The 24,613-nt window shown below is 41.0% G+C and carries 25 protein-coding genes and 1 rRNA gene; 6 read left to right on the top strand and 20 right to left on the bottom strand.

Annotation, left to right across the window (positions count from 1 at the left end; translation table 11 throughout):
- Positions 1 to 398: 398 nt before the first annotated feature.
- From JOC33_RS18970 to JOC33_RS18940, 7 genes are all read right to left on the bottom strand, one after another.
- On the bottom strand, positions 399 to 1,508 hold the full coding sequence (locus JOC33_RS18970; RefSeq protein WP_205094173.1) for a nicotinate phosphoribosyltransferase: 1,110 nt from the start codon (positions 1,506 to 1,508) through the stop codon (positions 399 to 401).
- A gap of 212 nt (positions 1,509 to 1,720) precedes the next feature.
- The gene (locus JOC33_RS18965; protein WP_205094171.1) at positions 1,721 to 4,531 is read right to left on the bottom strand and encodes a DNA translocase FtsK; all 2,811 of its coding nucleotides are present in this window, start codon (positions 4,529 to 4,531) and stop codon (positions 1,721 to 1,723) included.
- 127 nt (positions 4,532 to 4,658) lie between these two features.
- A complete protein-coding gene (ytpR, locus tag JOC33_RS18960; RefSeq protein ID WP_205094169.1) occupies positions 4,659 to 5,267 on the bottom strand; it encodes a YtpR family tRNA-binding protein in 609 nt (202 codons plus the stop codon).
- A gap of 3 nt (positions 5,268 to 5,270) precedes the next feature.
- On the bottom strand, positions 5,271 to 6,089 hold the full coding sequence (locus tag JOC33_RS18955) for a DUF1444 domain-containing protein (RefSeq protein WP_205094167.1): 819 nt from the start codon (positions 6,087 to 6,089) through the stop codon (positions 5,271 to 5,273).
- A gap of 91 nt (positions 6,090 to 6,180) precedes the next feature.
- Positions 6,181 to 6,489, bottom strand: coding sequence for a thioredoxin family protein (locus tag JOC33_RS18950; RefSeq protein ID WP_205094165.1), 309 nt, complete (start codon positions 6,487 to 6,489; stop codon positions 6,181 to 6,183).
- Positions 6,490 to 6,545: 56 nt separating this feature from the next.
- The gene (locus JOC33_RS18945) at positions 6,546 to 7,592 is read right to left on the bottom strand and encodes a PTS sugar transporter subunit IIC (RefSeq protein ID WP_205094163.1); all 1,047 of its coding nucleotides are present in this window, start codon (positions 7,590 to 7,592) and stop codon (positions 6,546 to 6,548) included.
- A gap of 423 nt (positions 7,593 to 8,015) precedes the next feature.
- Positions 8,016 to 8,516 (bottom strand): hypothetical protein, encoded by a 501-nt coding sequence (locus JOC33_RS18940; RefSeq protein WP_205094161.1) that lies wholly within the window; start codon positions 8,514 to 8,516, stop codon positions 8,016 to 8,018.
- A gap of 150 nt (positions 8,517 to 8,666) precedes the next feature.
- Between JOC33_RS18940 and JOC33_RS18935 the strand changes: the two genes are divergently transcribed.
- Complete coding sequence (locus JOC33_RS18935; RefSeq protein ID WP_205094159.1) at positions 8,667 to 9,107, top strand: YtoQ family protein; 441 nt, start codon at positions 8,667 to 8,669, stop codon at positions 9,105 to 9,107.
- Between the two features lie 103 nt (positions 9,108 to 9,210).
- Here JOC33_RS18935 and JOC33_RS18930 read toward each other — a convergent pair whose 3' ends face one another.
- Together JOC33_RS18930 and JOC33_RS18925 are read right to left on the bottom strand one after the other, a co-directional pair.
- Entirely contained in the window at positions 9,211 to 9,717 is a 507-nt protein-coding gene (locus JOC33_RS18930; protein WP_205094158.1) for a DUF84 family protein, read from the bottom strand.
- 135 nt (positions 9,718 to 9,852) lie between these two features.
- Complete coding sequence (locus JOC33_RS18925; RefSeq protein WP_205094156.1) at positions 9,853 to 10,920, bottom strand: M42 family metallopeptidase; 1,068 nt, start codon at positions 10,918 to 10,920, stop codon at positions 9,853 to 9,855.
- Between the two features lie 141 nt (positions 10,921 to 11,061).
- On the opposite strand from JOC33_RS18925, the gene JOC33_RS18920 reads away from it, so the two are divergent.
- Positions 11,062 to 11,376, top strand: a complete 315-nt coding sequence (locus JOC33_RS18920) for a PepSY domain-containing protein (protein ID WP_205094154.1) — start codon at positions 11,062 to 11,064, stop codon at positions 11,374 to 11,376.
- A gap of 65 nt (positions 11,377 to 11,441) precedes the next feature.
- On the opposite strand, the gene JOC33_RS18915 is transcribed toward JOC33_RS18920, so the two are convergent.
- Together JOC33_RS18915 and trmB are read right to left on the bottom strand one after the other, a co-directional pair.
- A complete protein-coding gene (locus JOC33_RS18915; RefSeq protein WP_205094152.1) occupies positions 11,442 to 12,296 on the bottom strand; it encodes a YtnP family quorum-quenching lactonase in 855 nt (284 codons plus the stop codon).
- Between the two features lie 72 nt (positions 12,297 to 12,368).
- Positions 12,369 to 13,007 carry a tRNA (guanosine(46)-N7)-methyltransferase TrmB gene (trmB, locus tag JOC33_RS18910; protein ID WP_205094150.1) on the bottom strand — a complete coding sequence of 213 codons (639 nt, stop codon included), beginning with the start codon at positions 13,005 to 13,007 and terminating at the stop codon, positions 12,369 to 12,371.
- A gap of 262 nt (positions 13,008 to 13,269) precedes the next feature.
- On the opposite strand from trmB, the gene JOC33_RS18905 reads away from it, so the two are divergent.
- Complete coding sequence (locus tag JOC33_RS18905) at positions 13,270 to 13,428, top strand: hypothetical protein (RefSeq protein ID WP_205094148.1); 159 nt, start codon at positions 13,270 to 13,272, stop codon at positions 13,426 to 13,428.
- Positions 13,429 to 13,521: 93 nt separating this feature from the next.
- Complete coding sequence (locus JOC33_RS18900) at positions 13,522 to 13,812, top strand: YtzH-like family protein (protein WP_205094147.1); 291 nt, start codon at positions 13,522 to 13,524, stop codon at positions 13,810 to 13,812.
- Here the strand turns inward: JOC33_RS18900 and JOC33_RS18895 are convergent.
- The 6 genes from JOC33_RS18895 to JOC33_RS18870 all read right to left on the bottom strand — a co-directional run bounded on the left by JOC33_RS18895 (position 13,799) and on the right by JOC33_RS18870 (position 19,894).
- Positions 13,799 to 14,602: a phosphotransferase family protein gene (locus JOC33_RS18895; protein WP_205094370.1), complete on the bottom strand. Its 804-nt coding sequence runs from the start codon at positions 14,600 to 14,602 to the stop codon at positions 13,799 to 13,801. The two genes, JOC33_RS18900 and JOC33_RS18895, sit on opposite strands and share 14 nt — an antisense overlap.
- Positions 14,603 to 14,892: 290 nt before the next feature.
- The gene (locus JOC33_RS18890) at positions 14,893 to 15,819 is read right to left on the bottom strand and encodes a diacylglycerol/lipid kinase family protein (protein ID WP_205094145.1); all 927 of its coding nucleotides are present in this window, start codon (positions 15,817 to 15,819) and stop codon (positions 14,893 to 14,895) included.
- Positions 15,820 to 15,951: 132 nt separating this feature from the next.
- The gene (locus tag JOC33_RS18885) at positions 15,952 to 16,872 is read right to left on the bottom strand and encodes an NERD domain-containing protein (protein ID WP_205094143.1); all 921 of its coding nucleotides are present in this window, start codon (positions 16,870 to 16,872) and stop codon (positions 15,952 to 15,954) included.
- Positions 16,873 to 16,878: 6 nt separating this feature from the next.
- Positions 16,879 to 17,430, bottom strand: coding sequence for an RNA 2',3'-cyclic phosphodiesterase (gene thpR, locus JOC33_RS18880; protein ID WP_205094141.1), 552 nt, complete (start codon positions 17,428 to 17,430; stop codon positions 16,879 to 16,881).
- A gap of 53 nt (positions 17,431 to 17,483) precedes the next feature.
- On the bottom strand, positions 17,484 to 18,866 hold the full coding sequence (pepV, locus tag JOC33_RS18875; RefSeq protein WP_205094139.1) for a dipeptidase PepV: 1,383 nt from the start codon (positions 18,864 to 18,866) through the stop codon (positions 17,484 to 17,486).
- A gap of 2 nt (positions 18,867 to 18,868) precedes the next feature.
- Positions 18,869 to 19,894, bottom strand: coding sequence for a potassium channel family protein (locus tag JOC33_RS18870; RefSeq protein ID WP_239534318.1), 1,026 nt, complete (start codon positions 19,892 to 19,894; stop codon positions 18,869 to 18,871).
- 141 nt (positions 19,895 to 20,035) lie between these two features.
- On the opposite strand from JOC33_RS18870, the gene JOC33_RS18865 reads away from it, so the two are divergent.
- Positions 20,036 to 20,254 carry a DeoR family transcriptional regulator gene (locus JOC33_RS18865; protein WP_205094135.1) on the top strand — a complete coding sequence of 73 codons (219 nt, stop codon included), beginning with the start codon at positions 20,036 to 20,038 and terminating at the stop codon, positions 20,252 to 20,254.
- Between the two features lie 48 nt (positions 20,255 to 20,302).
- Here the strand turns inward: JOC33_RS18865 and JOC33_RS18860 are convergent, their stop codons facing one another.
- Together JOC33_RS18860 and JOC33_RS18855 are read right to left on the bottom strand one after the other, a co-directional pair.
- A complete protein-coding gene (locus JOC33_RS18860; protein ID WP_205094133.1) occupies positions 20,303 to 21,022 on the bottom strand; it encodes a pseudouridine synthase in 720 nt (239 codons plus the stop codon).
- A gap of 12 nt (positions 21,023 to 21,034) precedes the next feature.
- A complete protein-coding gene (locus JOC33_RS18855) occupies positions 21,035 to 22,660 on the bottom strand; it encodes a putative polysaccharide biosynthesis protein (protein ID WP_205094131.1) in 1,626 nt (541 codons plus the stop codon).
- A gap of 116 nt (positions 22,661 to 22,776) precedes the next feature.
- Here JOC33_RS18855 and JOC33_RS18850 point away from each other — a divergent pair, with 116 nt between their 5' ends.
- A complete protein-coding gene (locus JOC33_RS18850; protein WP_205094129.1) occupies positions 22,777 to 24,042 on the top strand; it encodes a BaiN/RdsA family NAD(P)/FAD-dependent oxidoreductase in 1,266 nt (421 codons plus the stop codon).
- Between the two features lie 465 nt (positions 24,043 to 24,507).
- Here the strand turns inward: JOC33_RS18850 and rrf are convergent.
- Positions 24,508 to 24,613 (bottom strand): 5S ribosomal RNA (rrf, locus tag JOC33_RS18845); the annotation flags it as partial.

The raw sequence follows: 24,613 nt of genomic DNA, 5'->3' as shown, positions 1-24,613 counted from the left end.
GAATGAGCAATTAGGCATTTTTATATTTATCCATTGTAGCATGTATCGAGAATGAATGAAAAAAAGGAAGCTTATTTCCCTATAAACCGCCCATAATATAACAAAAGCGGAAGCGCTTTGGTCACCCCCGACATGCTTAAGAAGAGCCTCGCCGTGACGATCTATGTCACAGAGAGGGTCGGCTAAAGACCTCGAGGGGGGAGGCGCTGCAGCTGGATATAACAAAAGCGGAAGCGTCTTGGTCACCCCCGACATGCTTAAGACAAGCCTATCCTTGGCCAAGTCCTTGTGGAGAAAGCCTTCGTTTTACTTATGGTTTAATTTTTAACAAAGTTATACTTCCTTAAAGTATAAAAAACTTACCCCCGTTTCCGGAAGGTAAGCTTTTACCACATAAGTCATTGCTCACTGTATTCGACTTTCTCAAGTCTTGGATTAGGATTATATCTTCTGCCTTCTTTTGCCTCCGGCTTTCCGTTAAGAAGTACATTGTCCCCTGTAAACCCAATGTTGATTTTTAACAGACTTCCTCCGACACCATACATGTCGACAGGCACTTTCAAGTCCTCAAATTGCCGGATTCTTTCCTCCGTGAAGCCTCCACTCACCATGATTTTTACATGGTTAAACCCTTCCTGGTCCAATGTCCTTCTTAAGGCAAAAATCAATTCAGGATTAACTCCACGGGGATCAAAGGTTCCCATCAGATGTTCATTACGCAGGAAATACTTATCAACCATACTTCTTGATGTATCTACCCTTACCCCTTTTAGTGTTTCTCCAAATTCTCTCGCAACTTTTAATGCGTCAGTAATGGCATCATTGTTGTAATCGACAAGAGCCATTAATTTATCTTTCGGAAATTGCTCATGGTAGGCTCTAGTGGCAGCTACTACATCTCCTTCAAACATTTGAATCAAAGCATGGGGCATCGTACCCATACCTTCTTTTCCCCACCATTCGTTCATTGCATGTGTAGCCTGGGCGGTAGAACCGCCAATAAACGCGGCATACCCATCACCGGCCTGTTGAGTGAAATGGTCGTCACGGTCGCCCATGAAAATAACTGGTTTTTGTTTTCCACTGGTTCTTGCAGCTTTTACAACGTTATACACATTGGTAGCGACGGAGGTTCTCCTTGCAAGAATTCCGTCTATAATCCCTTCTAAATAACCGAAGTTCTGATATTCCCCTTTAATCGTCAGTACTGTTTCATAAGGACTTATTTTGTCTCCATCCTTCAAGGAATAAATTTCCAGATCCTCCGGCTTTTCGGCAAAGGTGTGCAGTAAAGCGATGGCTTCATCTGTACCACATACTACTGCATCATCTTTTTGGAAGAATTGCATCGTCACCTGGTTGCTTCCAATATGATTCTCAACAATTTCTCTCGTCTTCAAAAAGTAGACTGCAGAAAACCAGCCTTCTTTCACCCGTTCATCAAATTTGAAAGTTTTGTTTGTCAGTCGTTCAATTTCTCCATTTAACTTACGTGTGATTTCTTTCATAACCCGGCTCCTTATATATATCCTATACCTGTAAATACACTCAATTCTAATCATATAAAAACTAAGCACCTAACACAAGCCATTTATACATACCGAAAATCATACCCCAGCGTAACGGCGAATATATTTCCTTCATTTGCGTTAAGTTCATCCTATTGAATATAAAATAAGACTGACCCGATTAATTCAGGGACAGCCTTATTTATAACATTTTAATTGTTATAGTTACTTATTTCTGTGGGATGGAAAATTTCTTCGAATTGTTGCGGTGTCATCAGTATGTCTCGCGGTTTACTGCCCTTTTGTTCAGAAATTATGCCATGGCTTTCCATATAATCGATCAAGCGTGCCGCACGATTATAGCCGATTTTAAACCTGCGCTGAAGCAGAGATGCGCTTGCTCCATTATGTTCCATTATGAAAGCGACTGCGTCTTTGAAAAGCTCATCTTCGTCTTCTTCCGATGTTACCTGGGTAAGCAATTCCTCCTGCCTGAACAGATAATCAGGCGGGGCTGCCTTTTTAACAAAGCTGGTCACACGTTCAATCTCATCATCAGATACGAAAGCACCTTGAATCCTCACTGCCTGTCCTGATCCGCTTTCAACAAACAGCATATCTCCTTTTCCGAGCAGCTTTTCAGCTCCGCTGCTATCAATGATGGTTCTCGAATCGACCTGGGAAGAAACACTGAAAGCAATTCTGGTAGGAATGTTTGCTTTAATCAACCCTGTTATTACATCGACAGAAGGACGCTGGGTCGCAACCAACAAATGTATTCCGCAAGCCCTTGCTTTTTGGGCAAGTCTGCAGATAGAATCCTCTACCTCTTGAGGGGATACCATCATCAGGTCAGCCAGCTCATCAATGACAATTACGAGATATGGAAGCTTCTCACCTTTCCTGTCCTGTTTGAACATCTTTTGGTTATAACGCTCTACATCTCTTACCCCCTCTTGCACGAACTTTTCATAACGTTCATCCATTTCTTTCACTGCCCATTTGAGAGCAGTCGTTGCGGCTTTCACATCTGTAATAACCGGTGAAACAAGATGCGGGAGATCATTATACGGTGCAAGCTCGACCATTTTAGGGTCAATCAGCAGGAACTTCACATCGTCGTGGTGTGCTTTATAAAGCAGGCTGACCAGAATTGTGTTAATGCACACGCTCTTCCCTGACCCTGTAGCACCTGCAATCAGGCCATGGGGCATTTTCTGCATATTCGTTACGACAGGAGTACCGCCGATGTCAAGTCCCAGAGCTACACTTAACGGGGATGGATCTTCTAAAAATGTAGGTGTTTCGAAAATTTCCTGAAGCCCGACTATGTCTGATTGCACATTAGGAATTTCAATTCCGACCGCCTGCTTTCCAGGAATTGGTGCTTCTATCCGAATGTCGCGGGCCGCCATACTCAACTTGATGTCATCAGCAAGGTTGGTGATTTTACTGACCTTTACCCCAGGTTCGGGCTGTACTTCAAACCTGGTAACGGATGGCCCGCGCATAGCATCTACTACTCTGGCCCTTACATGGAAATGCTTCAATGTCATTTCCAAAGCTTCCATTTGATTTTTCACCCATTCGTCATCATCGTGAGACCGCTCGACCGGATCATTCAGCAAATGGAATGGTGGTCGTTGAAACACTGCCTGTTCCTCTTTTTGCTCCCTTTGTACGCTCTGGTCCTGTTGCTTAACAAAAGTTTCCTCAGCTTTACGTTTCTGACTTCTTTTATCTCTTGGTGTCATCAAAACATTAAAAGGAACCCTTTGTTTTTCTGTGGTTGATTGATGATTTTTTTCGGTTTGGGTTTGTTCTTTTCTATGGCTTTTCTTTGTTTCAAGGGTGTTAGAAGGCTTCTGTTCTGATTTCCCTTCCCTATCAATATTTTCCTCGACCGACTCTTCCACTTTCTTGGGTTTGTCACTATTGTTTGCAATATCCGCTTTTTCTGTAGCTTCCGTAACAGAGGAGGATTTTTCATCCAGACTTAGTTCTTCTTCATTTCCTTCCTCTTCGAAGGAGTCTTCGTCAGTGATTTCAATCATTGTTTCGCCTTCATCTTTTCCGACAATTGTTTCTTCTCTCGCATGTGTTTCCTCTACCTCATCAGATACCTTATCCAGAGCTTCTGTTTCAACTGTTGCTGCTGCTTCATTTATTCCATTTTCAATCATGTCAATTTTATTATCTTTTGTTTCATTTTCTACTGGGGCCTCATAAATTTCAGACTCAAATGCTTCACTTCCCTTCTGTTCAGTTTCCAATCCCTCTGTCATAATTTCAGCTTCTTCATACGAATTCTTCTGTTCGTTACTTTCTGTCATTTCCAAATTTTTTTCATGAGCATTATCGTCATTTTTTTCCAGATAAGCAGGTAGATCCTCCAAAATACGGCTTTTCATATTCCTGGGATGGTATCCATAAATTGGAGAAGGTACTTCTGATGGCTGAAATGGAGCTTTTTCAACGGTAACTTTATTTTCTTTGTTCCAATTTGTCTTTCTCTGACTTCTTTCCTGACGGTATCCATCAGCTGTCTCTGTATGTTTTTGTGCTTCCCGTTTTATATGGTTGTCCCTCTTGTTATAAGAAGGGGTATTCCAACCTTCCTTAGTAGTAGTATGGGTATATTCCCGCTTTCTCTTCTCTTGATGTGCGGATACACCCGATGACCTGTTCGCCCGATTATTTCCTGAGTCCAAATGCCTCTCCCAGCTATGTTGCTTTTCACGGGAATAACGGTTTCTGGAATGATTTCCCCGCTCGGCTTCGTTATACTCTCTACTGTCCTGAGGGTATCTGCTTGTATTCTTTTCATCTTGTTTTTCCGGTGCTGATTGCTGATCAGGTATAACCGGAAAACGGAATTCTCCTTGCTTTGGATATCTATAGGTCATTTTTGTTCTTACATATGGGTCGTAGTTTTCTTGGCTTTTTTCAGTTTCCTCCATCGGTATTTCAGATGGGTCGTTTGTAAATACTTCTTTCAGTTTTTTCTTCATCTGATTCCACATATTACTCACTCTTTCTACCAATGTGATTTACTATTCATTTTAACAGTTTTTTCATCTTCAAGGTTATTTTGTTAAAAATAAAAAGACCGCAGCACCAAAAATAGTGCTACAGTCCAATGTCCTTCATTTATGACAACTCATAAGCCTGACCAATTTCATATTTATCTTCCAGTACAAGGATGCCTTTTTCTTTAGGTGCATCGGGTATACCTAGTTCCTTAGCTGAGCAAATCATCCCATGAGAAGGTACTCCTCTCAGTTCTGTCGGTTTAATTTTCATCCCACTAGGCATAATCGCCCCCACTTTTGCTACGACAACTTTTTGACCGGCATCAACATTCGGAGCTCCACAAACGATCTGAAGTTTTTCCTCACCCACATCCACAGTACACACACTGAGTTTATCTGCATTCTCGTGTGGCGACTTTTCATCGACATGACCGACGATAAACTTTGGAGACAGATCAAAGTCCAGGGAATCTTCTAAGCCAATCTTCTCAAAGGTTTGCTTGATATCAGCAAGCATTACATCCGTAAGCCTTATTTTTCCATGTTCAGTAAGGTTCATATACTCTGAGGCATGGAACAAGTTGTAGCCTAGTAATTCTCCATTATTTGCATCAGTGATTTTAACTATATCGCCGACACGTTCCTGGCTGATAGCATTGCGATCGCCATCTTTTACCGGGATGATTAGTACATCACCGATACCTTTGGGGTTATAAAAAACATGCATGCTTCATTCGTCCTTTCCATCGTCTTTTGGTTTGTTCTGGGCAAGTATAAAGATGGGTTCCAACTGCTTGTCTTCATATAAAAATGATAATGAAGTAACCGGAACAACACCTTCTGCAAAGAATTTCATTGCCATTTGTGCCAAAATATCGTACCCGGAAGGATTTTTGACATCAGCAAATATAATGACATCCTGGTGAGGAATGCTGATAGCCAGTTCCCCGGTCACCTTGGCTTTCATTTCCTCAAGCAGTGCTTCATTCAAAATACGGCTGGCGTCATAACCATCCTGATGAGAGAGAAAATAAAAGGTATTTCCGTACACTTCATCCTCCTTCATATCCACGGGAAGCGAGCGAACGTTGAAGCCGGCTATTTCCTTTATTCTATCTTTTGTCCAACCTTCATTTTCAAGCATCTTTTCATCTATCAACTGGTACGATTTTCCTAAGTCAAGGGCATAATACACTCTGGTTTCAGCTGTATGCTCTGTATGGATAAGCCTCTTCCCGCTTTCCGTTTCTGTAGGAAATGATGCTGCCCGTATAACAGGAAATATGTGTCGCTCTTTCCCTGTCAGCTCATGTGTCTCGTTCATGATACGCAGAGCTTCTTTCACATGTTCTTCCAGCTCATCAAGGGCCGTATCACCGCGATTTTCCCATTTTGCGATGACATTTGGCAGAGTAATGGTGATTCCCTGCCCCGAATCCCTCCACTCTATCCGGAAAGTATCCTTATCTCGATTAAAAGAAGTACGCCATTCTTCCTCTTTCAACCGCTCTTCTAATTTCTTTTTCATTTTGATACTAGTCATTTTCATCCGAACTTTCCTCCTTTTGATCGGGAGAAATGAATTACTTGTCTATTTTAGCATAAAAAGACCGCGCAGCAACAACAGCGCAGTCTTTCCATCATATCCTTTTCAGGAAGGATTCAATTTCACTCTTAGTCTTACGGTTTTTACTGACAAAACGGCCACTTTCTTCTCCCTTGTCAAAAACGATGAAGCTTGGGATCCCGAAGATGCCATGTTCCGTACATATATTTAAGAATAGGTCTCGATCAACATAAACGAAAGTCTGTTCTGGAAATTCTTCCTCCAGTTCCGGAATGATTGGCTCCAGATAACGACAATCAGGACACCAGTCAGCAGAAAAGAGCATAACTGTTTTATGGTGGATCAATTCATCAAATTGTTTGTTTGTCTCAAGTTGAATCATCCGTACACCTCCGCTACCATATTACCATATTTCAGGAAATGTGACTTGAAATTCTTTCAATCGTAATTAATTTTCATGTCCCCTGGGCGAATCCAGCCTTTTCTCCTGAACCATTCAGCAATAACAAAACTAATAATCGCTGGTGCGATAATATGGAGAAAAAGAATGATTAAAAAGATATCCCAGCTGAAGCCCATGGATTCGAAAGTCATTATCTGGCCAACAAGACCGCTCGTCCCCATTCCTGCTCCCATTGGATTATTAACCATATCAAACCACACTGAAGCAAGCGGTGCAAGGACAGCCCCTGCAACCGTGGGGGGCACCAGAATAATCGGCTTCTTCAGTATATTGGCTACCTGGAGCATCGAGGTTCCTATCCCCTGGGCCAGCCAGCCGCCGATGCCATTATCCCTGTAGCTGATGGTTGCAAATCCGATCATTTGGGCAGCACAGCCGACAGTGGCGGCACCAGCTGCTATTCCATCCAATGATAGCATCAAAGCAATAGCAAGACTCGAAATAGGAGCTGTTAAAGCCAGACCCATTAAGATAGCCACAATAATTCCCATCAGAAAAGGCTGTTGCGTTGTCGCCCATTGAATCACATCACCAAACCATACCATGAAGCTGCCGATTGGAGGTCCAATAAACGCCCCCACGAAAAAACCTGCAGCAATTGTTACAAATGGGGTAAGTATGATATCGACTCTTGTTTCCTTGCTGATTATTTTTCCAATTTCAGTTGCTATCAATGCTGTGACGTAGCTTCCGGCCGGTCCGCCAAGCTGAGCACCAAAAGCCCCGCCAAAAAGAGCAGCAAACAGCACTAGTGGAGGTGCTTTTAGTCCATAGGCAATAGCTACTCCGATAGCTCCGCCCCAGATTTTTGCATCCATGGCAAAGGTACCCATTTCTATAAAAGGATCAGCCAATATTTCCCACAGAACAAACGTAGATTGTGACATCTGCTCGCCGACAGTTTTTATAATCAACCCGATAATTAACGATGAAAAAAGTCCTAAAGCCATAAAACTCAAGGCTGTTATGAAGTACTCCTTTGCACTGAGGCTTACTCCTTTTCTATGCAAAAATTGCTTCAAGTTCTTTCCTCCTCTCACCTGACAACTCTTTCATATTACATTATTTTTTTACAAGTGTAAATACAGCATAACTTGGATTTGTCGGAGGTGAACAGTTTATATATGTTGGTTTTTTAAGGTGTTTATAGTTTTATAGGTTCATAAACTTTAAAACGGAATTCAATACGATTCGTGTAGGACTGATCTCTTATTGTTACTTGTAAGCATTGTTGTAATTCTTGGGCTTCTCTATTTTCTTTTCCTACCAGCAATCCGATATGACACATGACTGAGTACGGATTTTGATATAGAGCCATCCATTTATAACTTTCTGGACGTTAAATAGGGATGTCCCACAACTATCTAGGACATCCCTTTTCTTATGATGAATACAGCTGATTTACTTGTAAGTGTTTTCAATTTAATTTTTTGACCATGGTTTCTTCAAGAGAGGGAATTTGCAATCTTCATCATTTTTTCAGCATCAGAAACCAGGTGGTCTTTTGAGGTATAGGTAGTGATTTTTGTTCCGCCTACACCTACCTGGAGTTCATAGCTGTTGTCTTTTTCCATAGGAAGTACACGGATATACCCTAAACGGTCATTATGAATAAATGATTCAAGCAGGAGCGCCTTTTCAGCTTGTGAAGCTGCAAGGAAGTTCAGATCACTTGTCTTTTCTTCCATGCTGTTATGAAACAAAACATATGTCTGTTCTCCTTCTGTCAAAATAACATTATTCTTTGATTCCTCTGTAATATCCATGGTATTAGGTAAGTATAAAGAAAAAGCAGTAGTTTCATGATTGGGTTTGGTTTCTCGCATTTCGAAGGTTTTTTCAGTTGTTTTCAGTGCTTCAGCTATTACATCTTGCTCGGATTTGAAATAGCTGCAGCCAGCCAACAACAAAACCACGCAAAGTACTATTCCCGTTGATTTAATCATGGTAAATAAAGTCCTCCTATATAGCACTCTTTTACTTCCATGATACTATCGCAGCACCATATAGCAAGCGACAGTTCTTTCCAGTCACATGAATGGACAGAACAGGATATATGGATTCATAATAAAGAAAAGAACGAGGGAGGAATAACAATGGAACTTACTGTATACTTAGCCGGTCAGATCCATGATGACTGGAGAAATGAAATCAAAGACAAAGCAAAGGATAAAAAGCTGCCGCTGACTTTTGTGGGACCCCAGGAAAATCACGAACGATCCGATAGTATTGGAGAGGACATTATTGGTGAACAGCCGGGTAAAGAATACCGGGATGATGCTGCATCAAGCATCAATAATTTAAGGACACAAGTATTACTTGGAAAGGCGGATGTGGTCATTGCACTGTTTGGAGAGAAATATAAACAATGGAATACCGCAATGGATGCCAGCGCAGCCATCCATAGTAATAAACCTACCATTATCGTGCGTCCGGAATCCCTGATACATCCTTTGAAGGAACTATCGAATAAAGCAAATGTAACGGTAGAAACAATTGATCAAGCAGTGGCAGTATTGCAATATATATACGAATAAGGATGTTAATTACGCTAGAACCCTTTATAATCAAAGAACCTCGGAAGTAATTACTTCCGAGGTTTCTGCTTTAGATATGGCTCACTTAGCTAATTGATTATTATTAATTGTTGTAAAACTCATATTGGCCTTTCAACAGTTTGACAATATGAACAAACATCTCTTCACGATTTATAGCGGCATTGGTAAAAATCCCAATAGCACCTTCTCTTTTTCTTATTTCCTGTTTCTCTGCATATTCATCCATCACATCACCTAATTCTCTTCCCTTTTCCAGCTCATTCTTTATTTTGTCAGGCAACGGAATCCTGGCGCCACTAGCCATATACAAGTTTTCCTGGGTATCAATTAAAGCCCCCCAGTTACAAAGGTAGAGCTCATCCTCTATCTCCATGACTCCGCCTTCCAAACCGAGACCGAATACACTTTTTTTCATCTTTGCGCATTCCCTCGCCCTGTTGATTGCCCCTTCCATCGTTTCTTCATCTGAAAAAGGCTGGGCAGAGACTTTCGACTCTACCATGACCCCTTCCACACTAAAATCAGGAAAAACATTTTTGACCGAGTTTATTTTGGCAGGATTCTGTGACCCTATATAAATCTGTTTCATTATTTTTCACCTTTCTCCACAAACGATTACTCATTGTTAGATGTTAAGAAAAGCATTAAGTCACGAATGCATAGGATAGCATCGTGACTTATTACCAGACTTAATTTTACATTATGCAGGAAACAGGCCGTATCTTCAACCCTGCTTCCTGATCTGTTCTACTGCATTCTTATCTGTCTTCTTCACAAGTTCCAGTAATAGCTCCTTTGCTGCTGCATAGTCATCTACGTGAATGATTGAGGAAGAGGTATGGATGTAGCGGGAGCAAATACCGATTACTGCTGAAGGTACCCCGTCATTGGAAGTATGGACCCTGCCTGCATCCGTACCGCCTTGTGAAATAAAGTATTGGTATGGGATATCATTGCTTTCAGCTGTATCTAAAATAAAGTCACGAATTCCGCGATGGGTAACCATACTTCTGTCTAAAATCCGCAGTAGTGCGCCTTTCCCTAGATGGCCGAATTCTTTATCCTCCCCGCTCATATCATTTGCGGGAGATGCATCGAGTGCATAGAAGATATCCGGTTTAATCATATTAGAAGCTGTCTGAGCACCGCGCAACCCTACTTCTTCCTGTACAGTTGCACCAGAAAAAAGTTGGTTAGGCAGCTGTTCACCATGCAATTCTTTCAGTAATTCAATTGCTAAGCCACAGCCATACCGATTATCCCATGCTTTCGCCAGAATTTTCTTTTCATTGGCCATCGGAGTGAACGGGCAAATTGGAACGATTTGCTGACCGGGGCTTATACCGATCCGCTTTGCATCTTCTTGATCATCAGCCCCGATATCAATCAACATATTTTTGACTTCCATCGGTTTTTTACGCTGCTCTGGTGTGAGGTTATGAGGAGGGATGGAACCAATTACACCGACAACTGGACCATTATCTGTCATGATCTGGACCCGTTGCGCCAGCATAACTTGATTCCACCAGCCACCGAGCGTCTGAAAACGGAGCATCCCATTTTCAGTAATTTTGGTGACCATAAAGCCAACCTCATCCATATGCCCTGCCACCATTACTTTCGGGCCTTCTCCGTTACGAACGCCAAATATTCCGCCAAGATTATCTTGAATGATTTCATCGGAATATTTCTCCAGCTCGCCTCTCATTATGCGGCGAATTAAATGCTCGTTACCAGGAGCGCCTTGTATTTCAGTTAATGATTTAAATAATTGTTGTGTTTCTTGATTCATTATGTAAAAACTCCTTTCTTCTACCTTATCCATTTTACCGAAACTTCCAAATACTTTCTACTTTCTGACCGGTTTTTATTTTCTTTATTGATTTATATTTAGTATACTTAGTGGAAAGATAAATTATTGAGGTGAGTGTCTATGAATTGGAAAAAAGTTGCGATCGCTGCGGGAGTTGGAGCCCTGGCAGGTTATGTAGTGAAAGAGCAAGTTGTCAACAAGCAAGGCGTTACACCTGAAAAAGCGTTGAAAATTGCAAAAGAAGCATTCAAAAAACAAGGACCAATCAGCGGTTCATGGATTTATATGAAACCAGAAGAAATCACTAAAAACGGTGTCGATTATGACGTTTATCGCGGTGGAGTATCTAAAAGCCAGGATGGGGAAACTTCTCAATATGAATTCTTCATTGATTCTCAAACAGGTACAATTGTTGATGTAGCGGAAGCAAATTAATTATAATTTTCATAATAAGAGCCCATGCCTTGGATAAATGACCCGGCATGGGCTTTTTAGTTTATTTAGCTATATTCATACCTCTCTCGTTCCACTGACTCCTTCACTTTACCTTCTTCATTCAGTTTAAGTGCCCGGTAATAAGCGTCATGATAAAATGTGAACCATGCTTGTTTTTTATATCCATAGGTCATCCACTTTTGTTTCTGATGTACAGAAGTCACAGGGAAGTCATCATAGGCAAGTACCCAAAGGGGATTCTGATGACCATGGGTCGGCATTATATCTGCCATATGAAGGAAGGTATCGTTGTCGTCTTCAAATAAAAGGATTGCATGTCCATCACTATGCCCGCCGGTATGTATCATTTTCAGTCCTGGGAGAATCTCCTTTTCACCCACAAAGGTATGCACCAGATGCTCAATTGGCTGCCAGTTCTCTTTCCAATAAGTATTTGCTGAACGAATGTTAGGATTTTTCATTTCTGTCCATTCGATTTCTGTTGTGAAAATATCAGCATTCGGAAAAGTCGGTACAAGCTTGTCCCCTTCCCATTTCGCAAGCCCACATGCATGGTCAAAATGGAGGTGGGTCATTAAAACAGCATCAATATCAGCGGGTTCAAGTCCTTTTTGCCTTAAGGATTGTTCTACATGTGATTCTTCAAGTACACCAAAATTCCGTTTCTGTTTATCAGAGAATTTTCCATTTCCTACACCAGAATCGATCAGCATTATTTTATCATCTAACTCCAATAAAATTGGGTCTGTACGCAGTTCAATCTGATTACTTTCGTTCACTGGATACTTTTTGGTCCATAAAGCCCTTGGCACCACTCCGAACATAGCACCACCGTCCAAGTGAGTAACTCCGCCATTCAACCAGGTTAGCTTAGCCCTACCAATCTTTACAGTTTCCATTACTTGCCCCTCCTTTACAACCATTACTACATCACAGTGTATCAGGGATCGAACCTTTTGGAAACGCTGTCATTAAACGAAGGTGACCCTGCATCGGTAAATCGGCTGTCCTTTAGCCGCAAACTTCTCTTCGTATTCCGTTTCCACATTCCACGGATCTCCTGATTGGTGCAGGTCCAATTCTACTTCTTCCACCTCCATGCCAAATTTTGAAAAGCTTATAAGAGAATATTCAAACAGTTTTTTGTTATCTGTTTTTAGAGTAATTACGCCGCCGGGTTTAAGTATATCTTTATACTGTTCTAAAAAAGTATGATATGTCAGACGTCGCTTTTCATGTCTAGTCTTTGGCCAAGGGTCAGAAAAATTCAAATAGAGATGGTCCACTTCATTTTCTGCGAACATATCCCTCAGATCACGGGCATTTTCATTAACCATCCGTACGTTTTCAGGTCCAGCATCAAGCACTTTTTTTACAGCCCCAACAATGACACTTTTTACCCGTTCAATTCCAATAAAATTAATGTCAGGATGCTGCTTACCCATCCCTGCTATAAACTGTCCCTTCCCTGAACCTATTTCTACATGGAGAGGCTGCTTTCTTTGGAATGCCTCCTGCCATTTGCTTTTATAATCAAATGGGTACTGGACTACGACCTGATCGTTTTCTGCCAGAAAGTCATCCGCCCATGGTTTATGTCGTAAACGCATGATAATTTCCTCCTTTTCCTCGGTTAAACTTTATCATGAAAATCATATTTTTTAAAAGTTTTTGATGAATATGCCGTATACCTAAGGATTTTCGCTTATAAATGGCTATATATACATATGCAACAGCTATTTTTTTCGCAGTCGGCTGTAACGGATATATTGTTGCAATAAGGTGCCATGAAAGAGTTGGGATGTAAGCGGTTGCAGTTATATGATAGATATCGTATTGTTCAAACTACAAATTTGGAGTGAGTTACTAATAATGAAATTGCTGACAGGTATGATTGAAATGAGCGTAGTCGCTGTATTTTCAGTATTATTCGCTGGATATGCACTTTTCATATATCCATTTGAAAAAGTTAGCCAGTATATGAATCCTGAAGTCCGTAAAAAGCAAATGAAATATGCACCACAAGCTTAAAAAACTCAGGCAGAAGCATCATGCTTCCGCCTGAGTTTTTTTGTATAATATAGCCAGTAATTCTGCACTCTAAGTAAAAAAGGGTGTACCTCTATGCCACTGACAGTTAACGATCAATTAAATGTCCTGTACGACCTGCTTTCGGAACAATGCGAAGATGGATGTGGTACGATTGCCGAATGTGAACAAATAGCAAGGCTCGTTCACTCTCTGCAAGCGAAACTGGATGATGATGCCTATCATGATTTCCGTAGTCAGTTACCAGCCATTTATAAATACAGCAGCAATTTGCATTCAGATGATCAATTTGAAGACCATATTATAAGCAATCAGGCCAATCTAAAACAATGGACCAATGCTTTATCAGAAATCAAAGATTTGTAATACCATGAGTGATCATAAGCTGTTTCAACGATTCAACGCGTTGGGCAGCTTCTTTCAAATCACCTCTCATGCGATGCCATTGGATGAAAGTCAATGATTGAGCAACTGCGTACCATGTCATCCTCTTATACAGACCTTCCGTTTCCTCCATACCATAACGATCCAGCCACGCTTTCCATTCACTTCTTGGGATATACCAATGAAGCAGCATTCCCAAATCCATGGCAGGATCCGCTACCATTGCATTATCCCAATCAATCAAATACAGTTGATCATCTAAAGAAAGCATCCAGTTATTATGGTTCATGTCACAATGACAGACCACATGTCTATCTGTCTCAACTTCAGGCAAGCGCGCTTCCAAATAGCTGATGGCATCTCTTGTTCCTGACCAGGGATCTATTTTTTCAAAAAGGCCCTCATTTACTTTAATATCCTCAAGAATATCTTTAGGAAGTAAAGGGTGCTTGCTGATTCTCATCAGCATGTCTAATAGCTCAGAAGAATGATGGATTTTACTAAGAAGCTTTGCAACACGCGGATGCTGCATTTCTTCTGTTTTCAATTCACGGCCTTCCAGCCATTCCTGAGCTGTAATGACATCCCCATTTTCCAATCGTTTTGTCCAGACAAGCTTGGGTACGATTCCCTCTGCAGATAACACGGCCAGAAATGGTGATGAATTCCGCTTCAAGAATAGACGTTTGTTGTCATTCTGTGCATAGTAGGCTTCTCCTGTAGAGCCTCCAGCTGGTGTAATTGTCCATTCATCTCCAAGTATATGTTCCAAGCGCTTCACCTTCAATTCCTCTAATCTGTATGTATTACCGATCATGAAAAGCTAATTTAAGTATAACTCATTTTCAGTCCATCTACAGTAACTTTCGCCAGTAGGTTCAATAGGGAATTATTGTTAGAAAAACTTGGCTTGTCGCCAAGGACTTATGGCGAAAGCCTTAGTTTTATTTATCATTTAATCCTTTAACAACGTTAAACTTTCTAAAAGTGTAAAAAAATTCCCCCATATACACTTTGATTAGGATATATCATCCTGTCTGTTAATTTCAAGCGTTTTATTCTTTAGGCATGCAAAACCGGGCGTTTAACGTGTGATTTTTTCATTTCACATGATTGACACTTCCCCGTTTCCCCATCTACCTGAAATAACATCGGCCGATTAGATCGAATCGTAATATTATTACCTTTATATTGATGCACTTCCTTCATCCAAACATGTTTCCCTGTATATACGGTCAGAAACATTAATAGGGTTTTCCATTTGGGTATATCTTGTACAACAATAACGCCGAGTTCACGGCTGCTCGCATTTGCATGCGGAGCGACCTTCATACCCCCGCCGTAATAAGGGTGATTCGCCACGGTTACCATAAATGCTCGATTATACCTCAACACACGCCCATCTATTTCCAATTCTACTTCCATAGGGACAAAAGACCGCAGCACCTGCATGAAAACCAATGCATATCTTAATGATCCGATCCCCAATTTACCCAGTATATATTTATACCTGGCCTGCTCAGCTGCGCGTACAACAGCTGCGTCTATTCCGAACCCCAAGCTATTCATAAAATAACGCTGGGCTTTCTTACTGGCATTTACCTGGTAGATTCCCGGATGGAATAATTTTTTCTTAGGGCTTTTTATTATTGATTGAAATAGCGACAGCGCACGCAGTTTAGTACCTATTCCTCTTGCAAAATCATTACCGGATCCGGCAGGAAGAAACGCAACAGGAATACCCGGATATTTATTTAATCCGTTCATTACCTCATGAAGAGTGCCATCGCCTCCAATAACCATAACGGAATCAATTTTTTCATGGTAAATTTCTGCTACCTGTGCAGCAATTTTTTCTGCATGTCCCCGATACTCAGTCAAAAAGCTCCTACATTGTTTTTCTTTAAATGATGGATCCTTCTGTATTGATTTAAATATTTTTACAGCTTTTCCACTTCCTGCTGCAGCATTAATAATGATTATATGCATGTATGATCTCCCTAGGTTTTGAATACTGAAAAAAGTCTGTACACTGCCGTTAATTAATATGAAGAGGCACAGGAGCATAACAGCTAAATGCCGCACTCCGTGAAGTCATACAGTATCCCTTCAGGTGGATTATTACTCCATTGAAATCTCTTCCTCCTGCTCCCATTCCGTCCGCCTGATAGAAGTGGTTACACTATGTTTTGTCAATGCCTCCGCCGTTTTTAGTTGGATATGCTTCAAAGGTGAGTTTAATGTGCGCATTTCCTTAAACCAATCCAGATATCTTTCACGGCCAATAAAGGCTGTTTTATAAGGTTCTGTTGAGCCTTTAATATCCACACGGGATCCTAGAACTATTTTCTTATAAGGTATATCCAGATTATATTTTGACAGCACACTTTTTACATATGTTTCGCTCCGATTAAGTGAAATCAGCGGACTGATTACTTTTTTGAACTGTCCTTTTTGTTCCACCATCCATGTTTTATCGTCTTCCGGATGAACGGTCACTCCTGGCGGTACATCCAGACAATGAATTATTTCCACTCCTACTGGTGTTATAATGATTATATCGGTATCAAGTGGAGCTTCTTTAATACGGACAATCGGCTCATACATGATAAGAAATGTATCCGGAAACCGCTGCAGGAAAAACTTCAAATGTGGATTATGACGATAACTGGCATTCATAAAGGACTTTCTGCGCAAAGTTGTTGCTGCCCATGTCAACTGGAAAGTGAATATCCTGTCTAAAAATAGTTGCTCTAGATCATCCATCGACTCTGGGAGCTTTTTAACAAAAGAAGGGGAAGATTCTTGAGTAGATTCTGATCCAGTAGATTTTTTGAAATATTTCTTCCAGGAAGATTGGTCTTCATCTTCCACCTTCTCCTGTGCTGTTGGTAAGCTGTCCTGGACCTTCTGATATTCCCATGTTTTCTTGAGTTTTTCCCAGTTATTTCTTTTTAGACGGATGAATTGTCCAGGATAACGATACATGTCACTTTCATAACGGGAGACATAATCTTGAAGCTTGATCAATTGTGCCATCATGTCACCTCACTTTAAAAGAATCGTAGCAACAGCTTCATATTTCGGCTTTTTGCCGGGATGAATACGATATATATGGAAACGATCCACTTTCATTTCCATTTTGGCCTGATAGCCCTCTAACCAGCCAGGGGTTACATTTGGCTGGTTAAAATCCCATTTCTTCGCGAGGGTGATATGAGGATGATATGAGCGGTTCTCCTTAGGAAAACCCGCTTCAGCAGCAATATGTTCTACCTGACTCTGCATCTTAAAGAGTACGTCATTCTTCTCCACCCCGCCAAACACTACCCTAGGGCGCTCAGACTTGCCGAAATAGCTTAAACTGTCAATATTTAAACTAAAAGGGGCAGGGAAGTCAGTATGTTGCAAGCGTTCATTGACATTTTTAACATCAGTGATATCTGCACCGCCTAAAAACTTAAGGGTGATATGGAGATCTTCCGGGTTAGTCCAGTTTTTAAAGGAAACCTTCTCTTTCAGTTCAGACTGCCACTTTGTCATCTTTTTCCGGATCGGCTCGGTTACGGGTATTCCGATAAAAAAATGTGCATTGCTCATTCAACATATCCACCCTTCCTGAGGCTTCTTGGTATTAGACTGATTTCACTACTTTAACGCGTTAGTCGATAGAGTGACTCTGCATATATGGAGATAGCCCTAATCATATCTTTGATACGAACATGTTCATTCTTCTGATGGGCAGTATCGGGACTATCGGGGAACATAGCCCCGTACGCTACACCGGTTTCCAATGAACGGGCGTAGGTTGCTCCACCAATAGCCATGACTTTTTCATTTTCTCCTGTCTGCTCATTATATATGTTCAATAATAACTGCACCTCAGGATTTTCCTCATTAACATAGAGCGATTCCAAGTGATCATAAAGCTTAAAGGAGCCTTGGACGATTTGCGCTTTATGAGTTATACCATCCACTACAGCCTCCCTATTTCCAGAAATGGGATAACGAATATTCACTCCTGCAATCAAAGTACTTTTATCCAAATGCAAAGAACCAAGGTTGAGAGTCAACGCTCCAGAAACTTCGTCTGATATATCCATCCCTAAAGCTGTTCCTTTCGTATCACAAAAATGATTGATGATCCACATGAAGCATTTCTGCTGATTTTCAGGTAATGGAATTTCCGTTAAGAATTTTGCTAATAGTATTATGGCATTTTTTCCTTGCTCAGGCTTACTGGCATGGGCTCCTTTACCTTCCACGCTCAGCTCTATGTCTTTTCTTTCCTCATGAAGCTTTCCCTTTATATGATGTGTCTGTAAAAAAGCTTCAAACTTGTCCTTGACCACATTATTTTCAGGTACCCGAAGTCGTGCGGATGCCTGATCCGGAACCATATTGAGCCGGTCTCCTCCCGAAAAATCAAGCAATTCATAGATGCCATCCTCATTAGCATCAAATGGAATGGAAAGGTAGCCGTCAATCAATCCCTTTTCTGCATGGATAACCGGAAACGCAGCATCCGGTGAAAATCCAAAAGTCGGCATTTCTTCTTTATCAAAATAATATTTGATGCCTTTCCAGTCCCTTTCCTCATCTGTACCTACTATTAAACGTATACGTTTATTTGGGCGGAAACCTTGATCCTTCAACAACTTCATGGCTATATAAGCAGCAAGAACGGGACCTTTATCATCCTGTGCTCCCCGTGCATAAAGGTTACCGTTTTTTATTAGTGGTTCGAAGGGATCGCTATCCCAGCCATCACCTGCAGGAACCACATCCAGATGACCAAGGACCCCTATTAAATCCTCTCCGCTTCCCCATTCAATATGCCCCGCGTAACCGTCTATATTTTTCACTTCAAATCCATCTTCTGCTCCCATCTTCAGCATCAGTTCCAGTACATCGTTGATCGGTTTCCCAAACGGAAAATGGTCGTTAAATTCGTAGACACTTGGAACACGTAATACACGTGTCACTTTTTCCAGAAATTCTTTCTCGTAATTCTCGGCCAGCTTTTGAAAATGCATGCTTACACCTCTTTTGCAGTAATCTTTTGATAGGTGGATTGGTCACAGATGACAAACAGCTTTGCATCATCAGGCAGTTGATCATCCAGACGACGATTTATATTTAATTCTCCACGATCAGCGATCAACGTCGCACCTTCTTGAAGCAATGCATCGAAAGCCTCCCGATAAGTATTCCAATCGTTCCTTAGAGGTACATGGAAGACATCATCTCCAAAAGAACGACTTAACAGCTGGCCATATATATTGGAAATGCCATTCATGAACGCTGAACGAACTGCGAGAGAAGAGATGGCTTCATTTGAAACGATGAATTCATCCACTTTAATATGTTTGAAGTTATTGATATGCACTTCTTCCATAACTTCAACTATCGTATAAACATTTGGAGCTATAGATTCTATAGAGGAAGCAATCAACAATGTTTTCCCGTCTATCAATTCGTCCCCTTGAAGTTTGTCATCTGCAAAAATGAGCACCGCTTTTGCTGCCTTTACATTTGCTTTTAAAAGGGTTTCCTGTTGAGAAGCATTCCCTTTTATATAATGAATGTTGTCCTTTAGGATAGGTGCTTCGTTCAAATCATCAATGATGACAATTTCTACATTCTCTTCCGTATCCATCATTTCTTTTACTGCAAAATTCGCTTTTTGTGACCAGCCGATAATAATGTAATGGCCTTTTTCTTTATACACGATATCACCTTCCCGCCTTTTTTTATGGAAGCTTGCAAATCCATCAACTACTTTTCCAATTACGACCCCAATCAGACCGATACCAAGCACATAAAGAACAATTGCAATTAGGCGACCAGCGACAGTAATTGGATAAAAATCTCCATAACCTACTGTGGTTACTGTCGTCATTACCCACCAGAATCCATCAAAGTATGTGGGGAAGGTTTCGTCTTCCACAGTCACGATTAAAATAGTGCTCAATGCAATCATTAAACCACTTGAAACAAACAGGACATAATTATTAATATGAATCATTTTTGTGAACAGCTTTCGGAGTATATGCACGGTCATTCTCCTTTTTTAAAGGACTGTAAATTTCTTGAAAAATCTGTTAATTCTAAAAGATAGTGTGGCATATTTCATTGATCATAGTGTAAACTATAATTAACTTCATAGTATCAAGTACATGGATTCCAACTAAGGAGTGGTTATTTGAATCCTTCATCCTCACGAATGCTGAATCGAATCAAAGCTGTCTATCTCTATATAAGGGAAAATGGGACAGTTACCACATCAGAAATTGCTGATGAATTCGGTATAACCGATCGGACGATTCAAAGGGATTTGACTGTTTTGGAATACAACGGACTTGTGGACAGCCCGCTTAGAGGAAAGTGGGCGGTAACAGAAAAGAAAGTGAAAATATCCTAATAAAGAAAGATATATCACCCGGTTTGACACCGGGTGATTTTTTGTAAGTTATAGGTTTGTCAATTCTTTTAAGTAATGGAGTTCCTCATCCGATAATTCCCTGTATTCTCCCGGATGAAGATCATGATCAAGCCCAAGGTTTCCCATCTTCAATCTTTTTAAGTAGGTGACCTTTTTGTCTACAGCTTCAAACATCCGCTTCACCTGATGGAACTTACCTTCCGTAATGATAAGCTCGATTTCAGATACAGGACCGGAGGAAAGTATGGACAGCTCAGCAGGTTTCGTGACATATCCATCATCCAGTGTAACTCCGTGCAGGAATTTTTCTTTATCATTTTCAGTCACTTCCCCTTCAATTACGGCAAAATAGGTTTTACCGACATCTTTTTTAGGAGAGGTCAAGCGATGAGCAAGTTGTCCATCATTGGTAATCAATAGTAATCCTTCTGTATCCTTGTCCAGGCGGCCGACAGGAAAAGGATTAAAAACCAGATCCTCCGGCTGAAGTATTTCAATAACTGTTTCCTCAGAAGCATCTTCTGTTGCTGATACCAACCCAGCCGGCTTGTTCATCATCAGGTAAATGAATTCCCGGTAATCAACAGTCTCTCCATAAACCGTTACCTGGTCCTTTTCTGGATTCACGTGAAGCTTAGGGCTGCTTACCGGCTCCTCGTTCACCCGCACGTTCCCTGTTTTTAAAAGACCTTTCACTTCTTTCCTCGTACCATACCCCATATTCGCTAATAGTTTATCTATCCTCATCGTAACTCTCCTTTATGAACGCTTTAAAAATCTGTCCAGTAAACGGATCCTTCCACCCATTATGTGTTCGAGCAGTGTTGTTTTGTAGCTTAACCATAGATAAGATATACCACCAAAAGCTATACCTGCTAACAAAACAATAAGCGCATGAATACGATTTTCCTCTGGTGATAGTATTCCGCCAATTGCCCACCGAATAAACAGGACAATGACAGACATGATAGTGGTAAGGATGATAATTAACAACGTCCGCTTGAATAATGGTTTAAACGACAGGCTTGCCTTCCGTCTCGCTCTCATCAGATTCATAACTACAGCAGTACCGACAGCAAGCCCAGTAACAACAATAGATCCGATAGCACCAAACATCATGATAAAAGGGATGTTCAAGGAACCTTTAACGATTAAACCACACGTTAAACTGATGAATGTAAAGTTTTGCTGGTTGATTCCTTGCAGAATAGCGGCACTGACAGTAAATAAAGCATATAAAAGGGCAACAGGCGCATACCAGGCAAGCAATTTACCATAGTAGCCAATATTCTCATCAATGCCATAAAAGCTTCCGTAAGCTGCATCAGAAAGTAAAGATAACCCTACGACTGCGGGTAATATCAACAGCATGATAATTTGCAAGGCCTGATTGATCTGTTTATGCAGCTGCTTTTTATTTTTTTCTGTAAATGACCTTGTTATGGCTGGCATCAATGCAAGTGATAATCCTGTAGCAAGTGTAACAGGAATGATGACAAGCTTGTGACCATACAAGTTAATTGCAGCATAAGCCTGCTCTGCCTTACTCCCCAGCCCTGTCGCAAACATGGCATCATTAAAGGTGAACTGGTCGACTATTTGGTATAATGAGGTTGCAATGCCAACCAGGACAAATGGTCCTGCGTAGCTGAACAATTCTTTGAACATGGATGCCTTTGATAATCGATGGGAGCTTGTCTGACTCTCTAACTCTTTATCTAAGTATGGCTTCCGCTTTTTCCAATACAAAAAAAGGACGATACAGGAAGCAATTGCGCCGATAAAAGCTGAAAATGTTGCGAATCCAACAGCTAATTGCGTGCTGCCGCCAAATACTCTTGTAACAAGAAAGACTGCAGTAAGCAAGAAGACAATACGAAAGATCTGTTCAATGACCTGGGATACTGCAGTCGGTGCCATCGATTGATGACCTTGGAAAAACCCACGCACTATACTCATAGATGGAATAATTAATAAAGCAAAACTGACCATGCGAATGACCATAGTGACATCTTCAATAGAATTTTTGCTTTGTGCACCTTCTGAGATGGTCCAGTGGGCAACTTGTCCAGCGCCAAAGAACATGAACAAAAATGCGATCAGGCCAGTTAATGCCATCAGCTGCATTCCTGATTTCAGAATGTCTCTTCCTGTCTTGTAGTCTCCGAGCGAATTATATTTCGATACAAATTTTGATACGGCAAGCGGAACACCCAATGTTGATACGCTTAGAAATATGTTGTATGGTACATAAGCATATGCATAAAGTGCACCACCGCTGGCTCCGACGAGTGCTTCAAATGGGATGACATAAAGTAGTCCAAGCATTTTGGACAAAAAAGTCGCACCCGTGAGGAGCATCGTTCCTTTTATTATTTTCGACATTTTTATCTATTCCACCTTCATTGATTGTAGAGTCGAACGAATCTATTTTATCATAAATCAAGACCCTTCAAAGAATATTAATGCCCAATATAGAATTATAGAAAGGATTGACACCATTGACCTACCAAGTAATCATTATTGGAGGCGGACCTTCCGGCCTGATGGCAGCTATTGCAGCCGCGGAACAAGGAGTAAAGACGCTTCTGATCGACAAAGGGAATAAACTAGGTAAAAAGCTCGCCATTTCTGGAGGAGGGCGTTGTAACGTAACAAATCGGCTGCCTCAGGAAGAAGTAATCAAACATATTCCGGGTAATGGAAAATTCCTGTATAGTGCTTTTTCTGTTTTCGACAATTATGATATCATCGATTTTTTTGAAGAATTGGGAGTCGCGCTAAAGGAAGAGGATCATGGCAGGATGTTTCCTGCAAGCAATAAGGCGAAAGATGTGGTAAATGCTCTTTTAAACAGGCTGGATAAGCTGGGTGTGGAGATCAGGACAAACACCCCTGTAAAAGCTATACATTATGGAGATAATAAGCACCAGATCATTTTAATGGATAATGAAAAAATAGATACTGGTTCCATCGTTATAGCGGTTGGAGGAAAATCTGTCCCCCATACCGGGAGTACTGGAGATGGATATGCCTGGGCCAAAAAAGCGGGGCATACGATCACAGACCTGTATCCGACTGAAGTACCTCTTATCTCCAAGGAAGCAGTGATAAAAAATAAAACATTACAAGGATTATCACTACGGGATGTCGCTGTTTCAGTTCTCAATCCAAAAGGTAAAGCAATCATAACCCACCAGATGGACATGATTTTTACTCACTTCGGCGTTTCCGGCCCTGCAATACTCCGTTGCTCGCAATATGTAGTCAAAGAATTTATGAAAGGGCATCGTCCAGTCGTGCTGGAAGTTGACAACCTGCCCGATAAAAAAGAAAACGAATTAATAGAAGAAATGCGCAAGGAAATGGAAAATAACCCAAAAAAATCTTTCCGGAATCTCGTTAAAGGGTTCGTGCCGGAAAGGCTGTTGGATTATCTCCTTCAATCAGCAGGTATTTCGAAAGAAGATAAATCTGCAAATATATCAAAAGAAAAGCTTCTTACATTCATTCAATTACTAAAACACTTCTCATTATCGATCCATGATACCCAGTCTATCGAGAAAGCCTTTGTCACAGGTGGTGGGGTCTCCATTAAGGAAGTAATCCCAAATACCATGCAATCAAAGTTTATGGACGGTCTTTATTTCTGCGGTGAAATTCTTGATATTCACGGGTATACAGGGGGGTATAACATCACCTCTGCCATGGTCACAGGACGTGTTGCCGGCATGAATGCCGCTTGGGAATCAATGAGCAGAATATAACGTAAAAATCGAGAAGTCTTCTTTTACAGACTTCTCGACTTTCTGTTTTTATAGGCCTGTTCTTTTCCCAATTCGCGATTTATGAGTAAATTCATGACATCACGATCTTCTTTTGTAACTTGAGGATCATCTGCTCCCCAATCTATCGAACATAAAAAATAATATCGCCTGATTCTTTTAAAATATAAAGTAGAAGTAGGAAATTTATCGAAATATCCTCTCACTACACCTCTTCTTGAATAACTCCACCTAGTTAATTGCACATTAATCACCCGAACATATATTCTGCTTTTCTTATTTGAGATTAACAGAAAGAGGCAGTTTTTGGCAACTTGTAATGTGCCGCTTAAAGTTTAGTGGCGAATTCTCATTACTTTAGGCGCAAAAATTAACTAGGGCTACTGATGAAATCACCTTACAAAAACAGCAAAAGCCAGAAGCGTGTGTGCTTCTGGCTTTTGACTTGCCTAGCGGCGTCCTACTCTCACGGGGATAAACCCGACTACCATCGGCGCTGGAGAGCTTAACTGCTGTGTTCGGCATGGGAACAGGTGTGACCTCTCCGCTATCG

Source organism: Thalassobacillus pellis (assembly GCF_016908295.1).
In the GTDB taxonomy this organism is placed as follows: domain Bacteria; phylum Bacillota; class Bacilli; order Bacillales; family Halobacillaceae; genus Thalassobacillus; species Thalassobacillus pellis.
The sequence above is the reverse complement of the archived record's forward strand: the minus strand, read 5'-3'. Positions and strand labels throughout refer to the sequence as shown.

Excerpts from the sequence above, each read along its gene's own strand:
- JOC33_RS18970 (WP_205094173.1), bottom strand. The coding sequence starts at position 1,508 with ATGAAAGAAATCACACGTAAGTTAAATGGAGAAATTGAACGACTGACA.
- JOC33_RS18965 (WP_205094171.1), bottom strand. The coding sequence starts at position 4,531 with ATGTGGAATCAGATGAAGAAAAAACTGAAAGAAGTATTTACAAACGAC.
- ytpR (WP_205094169.1), bottom strand. The coding sequence starts at position 5,267 with ATGCATGTTTTTTATAACCCCAAAGGTATCGGTGATGTACTAATCATC.
- JOC33_RS18955 (WP_205094167.1), bottom strand. The coding sequence starts at position 6,089 with ATGAAAATGACTAGTATCAAAATGAAAAAGAAATTAGAAGAGCGGTTG.
- JOC33_RS18950 (WP_205094165.1), bottom strand. The coding sequence starts at position 6,489 with ATGATTCAACTTGAGACAAACAAACAATTTGATGAATTGATCCACCAT.
- JOC33_RS18940 (WP_205094161.1), bottom strand. The coding sequence starts at position 8,516 with ATGATTAAATCAACGGGAATAGTACTTTGCGTGGTTTTGTTGTTGGCT.
- JOC33_RS18935 (WP_205094159.1), top strand. The coding sequence starts at position 8,667 with ATGGAACTTACTGTATACTTAGCCGGTCAGATCCATGATGACTGGAGA.
- JOC33_RS18930 (WP_205094158.1), bottom strand. The coding sequence starts at position 9,717 with ATGAAACAGATTTATATAGGGTCACAGAATCCTGCCAAAATAAACTCG.
- JOC33_RS18925 (WP_205094156.1), bottom strand. The coding sequence starts at position 10,920 with ATGAATCAAGAAACACAACAATTATTTAAATCATTAACTGAAATACAA.
- JOC33_RS18920 (WP_205094154.1), top strand. The coding sequence starts at position 11,062 with ATGAATTGGAAAAAAGTTGCGATCGCTGCGGGAGTTGGAGCCCTGGCA.
- JOC33_RS18915 (WP_205094152.1), bottom strand. The coding sequence starts at position 12,296 with ATGGAAACTGTAAAGATTGGTAGGGCTAAGCTAACCTGGTTGAATGGC.
- trmB (WP_205094150.1), bottom strand. The coding sequence starts at position 13,007 with ATGCGTTTACGACATAAACCATGGGCGGATGACTTTCTGGCAGAAAAC.
- JOC33_RS18905 (WP_205094148.1), top strand. The coding sequence starts at position 13,270 with ATGAAATTGCTGACAGGTATGATTGAAATGAGCGTAGTCGCTGTATTT.
- JOC33_RS18900 (WP_205094147.1), top strand. The coding sequence starts at position 13,522 with ATGCCACTGACAGTTAACGATCAATTAAATGTCCTGTACGACCTGCTT.
- JOC33_RS18890 (WP_205094145.1), bottom strand. The coding sequence starts at position 15,819 with ATGCATATAATCATTATTAATGCTGCAGCAGGAAGTGGAAAAGCTGTA.
- JOC33_RS18885 (WP_205094143.1), bottom strand. The coding sequence starts at position 16,872 with ATGATGGCACAATTGATCAAGCTTCAAGATTATGTCTCCCGTTATGAA.
- thpR (WP_205094141.1), bottom strand. The coding sequence starts at position 17,430 with ATGAGCAATGCACATTTTTTTATCGGAATACCCGTAACCGAGCCGATC.
- pepV (WP_205094139.1), bottom strand. The coding sequence starts at position 18,866 with ATGCATTTTCAAAAGCTGGCCGAGAATTACGAGAAAGAATTTCTGGAA.
- JOC33_RS18870 (WP_239534318.1), bottom strand. The coding sequence starts at position 19,894 with ATGACCGTGCATATACTCCGAAAGCTGTTCACAAAAATGATTCATATT.
- JOC33_RS18860 (WP_205094133.1), bottom strand. The coding sequence starts at position 21,022 with ATGAGGATAGATAAACTATTAGCGAATATGGGGTATGGTACGAGGAAA.
- JOC33_RS18855 (WP_205094131.1), bottom strand. The coding sequence starts at position 22,660 with ATGTCGAAAATAATAAAAGGAACGATGCTCCTCACGGGTGCGACTTTT.